General features: G+C 73.7%; 3 protein-coding genes and 1 pseudogene. All 4 read left to right on the forward strand.

Going from position 1 to position 4,327, the window contains the following annotated elements; genetic code table 11:
* A pseudogene (locus ACFUEL_RS35975) lies at window positions 1-317 on the forward strand (Glu/Leu/Phe/Val dehydrogenase); the annotation flags it as partial.
* On the forward strand, window positions 314-1,945 hold the full coding sequence (locus ACFUEL_RS35980) for an AMP-binding protein (protein ID WP_380241842.1): 1,632 nt from the start codon (window positions 314-316) through the stop codon (window positions 1,943-1,945). The pseudogene ACFUEL_RS35975 and the gene ACFUEL_RS35980, both read left to right, overlap by 4 nt.
* A gap of 125 nt (window positions 1,946-2,070) precedes the next feature.
* The gene (locus tag ACFUEL_RS35985) at window positions 2,071-3,375 is read left to right on the forward strand and encodes a pyridoxal phosphate-dependent aminotransferase (protein WP_380241844.1); all 1,305 of its coding nucleotides are present in this window, start codon (window positions 2,071-2,073) and stop codon (window positions 3,373-3,375) included.
* A 46-nt stretch (window positions 3,376-3,421) separates the two neighbouring features.
* Window positions 3,422-4,312: a fumarylacetoacetate (FAA) hydrolase gene (locus tag ACFUEL_RS35990; protein WP_380241846.1), complete on the forward strand. Its 891-nt coding sequence runs from the start codon at window positions 3,422-3,424 to the stop codon at window positions 4,310-4,312.
* Window positions 4,313-4,327: the final 15 nt, after the last annotated feature.

Here is a 4,327-nt window from a genome sequence, read left to right on the forward strand (position 1 = left end):
ACCGGGTCCGCGGCCCGCTGATCGTCGAGGGCGGCAACATCTGCTCCACCGAGGGCGCCCGGGAGAAGCTGCGCGCCGACGGCGGCCTGCTGGTACCCGGCGTGATCAGCAACATCGGCGGAGCCGGCTCCGCCGCGCTGGCCGTCACCCGGGTGGTGCCGTTCGAGCTGGAGGCCGGGGCCCGCAAGGCATGGGTCTTCGACTGGGTCGCCGACACCGTGCGGCGCAACACCCGCGACCTGCTGACCATCGCCGACTCCCGCGCCGGCGACCCGCTGCCGGAGCTGCTGGCCGAGCGCGCTGCGGCGCGCCGATGAGCGCCCCCTCCTCGGTCGCCGACCGGATGGCCGAGTTCCGCCGGCGCGGCTGGTGGCGGGACGAGACCTTCCTCGACGACCTGCGCCGCCAGGCCGTCGAGCGGCCGCGCAAGCTGGCGATAGCCGGCCGCCGGCTCGACGAGGCCCGCACCGACACCCTGGACTACGCCGAACTCTCCCGGCTCACCGACCGTTTCGCCGGCGCGCTGCTGGAGCTCGGGGTCGAGCGCGGCGACGTCGTCGCCGTCCAGCTGCCCAACCGCTGGGAGATGGTCCCGCTGATGTTCGCCTGCATGGCGGCCGGCGCGGTCATCTGCCCGATCGCCCCGGTCTGCCAGGAGGAGGAGCTGCGCCACCGGCTCGCCCTCACCGAGGCCCGGGTCTTCATCACCGTCGCCGAGTACCAGGGCTACCAGCTGGCCACCACCGTCCGCGACCTCAGGGACCAACTGGCCGTGGACCACGTGGTGGTGGTCGACGGGCACGCCCCCGAGGGCACCGTCGACTTCCACGACCTGTTCGTCGCCCGGCACTGGGAGAAGGAGCGGATGGGGCAGCTGGAGGGCCGGGCACTGCGCCCGGACGAGCCCTTCGTGATCCTCTTCACCTCCGGCACCACCGGCTTCTCCAAGGGCGTGGTGCACAGCCAGAACACCGTCCACTCCGGCGTGCGCGGCTACGTGGACACCTTCCTGCTCCGCGACGACCTGGTCGCGGTGGTCACCAACCCGATGGTGCACTACTCCGGCTTCGGCCAGGGCATCCTCGCCGCGGTCATCCTCGGCGGCACCGCGGTCTTCCAGGACGGACCCAACCACGCCGGGCTGCTCGACCTGATCGAGCGCTACCACGGCACCCTGCTCTACGGCCCGCCGCCGACCCTGTCCGGCATCGCCCGGGTGCAGCAGAACGACCCGCGCGACATCTCCAGCCTGCGCCACACCGTCACCGGTGCCGCGCCGGTGCTGCAGAGCCTGGTCGACGAACTGCGCGACACCCTGGGCGCCCGCACCTACTCGGTGTGGGGCATGTCCGAGTTCGGTCCGGTCACCATCAGCCGGCTGGACTACAACCAGAACTGGTCCGCGCACAGCCACGGCCGGCCGATCGACTCCATGGAGATCCGGATCGACGCCTGCCAGGACCCGACCAAGCGGGCCTCGGTCGGCCGCCTGCGGGTGCGCGGCGCCTCCCAGGCGCTGGGCTACTTCAAGCAGCAGGACGTCTTCGACGCCGAGCTCGGCGCCGACAGCTGGTTCGACACCGGCGACGTGGCCCGCGAGGACGGGCGCGGCGGCATACGGGTGCTCGGCCGGGCCAAGGACGCCATCATGCGCGACGGCATCGTGCTGCCGATGGCCGAGCTGGAGGCGGCCATCTCCGCCCACCCCCAGGTCGCCGAGGCGGCGATCGTCGGCCCCACCGGGCACATCGACGACACCATCCTGGTGGTCCTGGTGGCCCGCGACGACGACCCGCCGACGCTGGAGGAGATCCGCTCCCACCTGCGCGGCGCCGGCCAGGACGTCCGGTTCCTGCCGGAGCGCCTGGAGATCATGACGGCCCTGCCCAAGACCCTCACCGGCAAGGTCCGCAAGGTCGAACTCCGCAAGCTCTTCGCCGGCTGAACCGATCGGTCGACCGAGCCGACCAGGCCGACCGAGCCGACCAGGCCGGCCGACCGAGCCGGCCGACCGGGCAGCACGAACCCCGCCGCCTCGGCACCCGAGGCCCGATCCGTTGGAGCAACGCCATGCCCGAACCCGTACCGGTGACCAAGTCGGCGACGCTCGCCGCCGACGAGGCACTGGAACGTCGCCGGCAGGCCGGGGAACAGGTCATCTCCCTGGCCAGCGGCGAGATCGGCCTCCCCGTCCTGCCCGCCCTGCGGGCCAGGCTCGCCGAGGCGGCGGGCCGCAACGCCTACGGCCCGGTGGCCGGCAGCCCGGCGCTGCGCGCCGCCGCGGCCGGCTACTGGGGCCGCCGCGGCCTGCCCACCGACCCCGGGCTGGTGCTCTGCGCCCCCGGCAGCAAGCCGATGCTGTTCGCCCTGATGCTCGCCATCGGCGGCGACGTGGTGGTGCCGGTGCCCAGCTGGGTCAGCTACACCGCCCAGGCCCGGCTGGCCGGCGGCACCCCGATCGAGGTCCGCACCCGACCCGGCGAGGGCGGCGTGCCCGACCCCGCGCTGCTGCGCGCGGCCGTCACCGCCGCCCGCGCGGCCGGCCGCGACCCGCGCTGCGTCATCGTCACCCTGCCCGACAACCCCACCGGCACCGTCGCGGAACCCGACACCCTGGCCCTGCTCGCCGAGGCGGCCCGCGAACTCGACCTGGTCATCGTCTCCGACGAGATCTACTGCGATCTGGTCTTCGAGGGCGCCGACCGGGCGCTCTCGCCCGCCGTCTTCGCCCCCGAGCGAACCGTGGTGACCACCGGGCTGACCAAGAACCTGGCCGTCGGCGGCTGGCGGATGGGCGTCGCCCGGCTGCCCGACAGCCCGCTCGGCCGCGCGCTGCACCAGCGGCTGGAGGCCGTCGCCAGCCAGACCTGGTCCACCACCGCCGCCCCCGTCCAGGAGGCAGCCGCCTTCGCCCTGGACGAGCCGGCCGAGGTGGTCGAGTACGTCGCCGCCGCCCGCCGGCTGCACGCGACGGTGGTCCGCGCCGTCGCCGACAGGTTCACCGCGATCGGCGCCGACCTGGAGCCCGTCCGCTCCACCTGCTACCTCTACCCGAGCTTCGAACCGCTGCGCGCACACCTGCTGAGCACGCACCAGGTCACCGGAGCCGACCAGCTGGCCGCCCTCTTCGCCGAGCGCTACGGCGTGGGCCTGCTCTCCGGAACGGCGTTCGGCGAACCCGCCGACACGCTGCGGATCCGGGTGGCGACCAGCCGGCTGTACGGCGAGCACGACGCCGAGCGATCGGCGGCGATGACCGCCCAGGCCCCCCTCGAACTCCCCTGGATCAAGGCGTCCCTGGACCGTGTCGGCGACGTCCTGGACGACCTCGTCCGGTCGTCCGACCGCCGTCCCGCGGCCGCCGCTGACGTCTGACCCGGCACCACGCCCCGACCACACGAATCCTGGAGGCCCAGAAGCCATGTCCATCGTCAGCGAATACGAGTACCGGGGCCGGCGGTACGTCAGCTTCGGCATCGCCGCCGCCGGTGAGCCGCAGACCCTGCACCTGCTCCCCGAGGGCGGCCTGCGCGCCGCCCTGCTCGCGCAGGACGCGCCCGCCGCGCTCGCCGCCGCCGCCGAGGGCGCCCCGAGCCTGACCGTGACCGCCGGCGACCCCGAGCTGCGCCCGCTGCCCCCCCTGCTGCCGGCCGACAGCGGCACCGCGCTGGTCAGCGGCTTCCTCGGCACCCACAAGTCCAAGGAAGCCGCGATCGTCTCCTACGACGGCCGCCCGCCGGTACCGAAGTGGTTCTTCAAGGGCCTGGGCTCCTGGCTGCGCACCCCCGGCCAGCCGCTGGTGGTCCCCGAGGAACCGATCTGGCTGATCGAGGAGGCGGAGATGCTGCTGGTCTACGTCAACGACCAGCAGGGCGTCCCGCACTACGTCGGCTACAGCTTCGGCAACGACCTGTGCGACATCGGCCTGCACCGGATCGACCCCGGCTACACCCCGTCCGGCAAGCTCTGCGACACCGCGGTCTCGCCCTACCTCTTCCTGGGCGAGCCGCCGCGGGCCGCCACCGGCACGGTCACCATCGAGCGCGGCGGCGTGGCGGCCTGGGAGGGCAAGTTCGACTGCGGCGCCGACGCGCTCTGGTTCCGGGTCGAGGACCTGGCCGCGCGGGCCTTCTCCTTCCCCGCGCTGCGCCGCCCCGGACTGGTCAACTACCTGCTCACCGGGGCCGACCTGAGCAGCTTCCACGACAACTTCCAACTGCAGGACGGCGACCGCCTGGTCATCGAGGTCGCCGACCACGGCGCCGTCCTCTCGAACACCGGGCAGTACGGCGGGACGGCTTCGACGGCCTGACGGGCCGTCGGGAAC

It is taken from the genome of Kitasatospora sp. NPDC057198 (assembly GCF_042670125.1).
Taxonomy (GTDB): domain Bacteria; phylum Actinomycetota; class Actinomycetes; order Streptomycetales; family Streptomycetaceae; genus Kitasatospora.

Bases quoted from the DNA above. Each gene is read 5' to 3' on its own strand.
- ACFUEL_RS35990 (WP_380241846.1), top strand. From the start codon at position 3,422: ATGTCCATCGTCAGCGAATACGAGTACCGGGGCCGGCGGTACGTCAGC.
- ACFUEL_RS35985 (WP_380241844.1), top strand. From the start codon at position 2,071: ATGCCCGAACCCGTACCGGTGACCAAGTCGGCGACGCTCGCCGCCGAC.
- ACFUEL_RS35980 (WP_380241842.1), top strand. From the start codon at position 314: ATGAGCGCCCCCTCCTCGGTCGCCGACCGGATGGCCGAGTTCCGCCGG.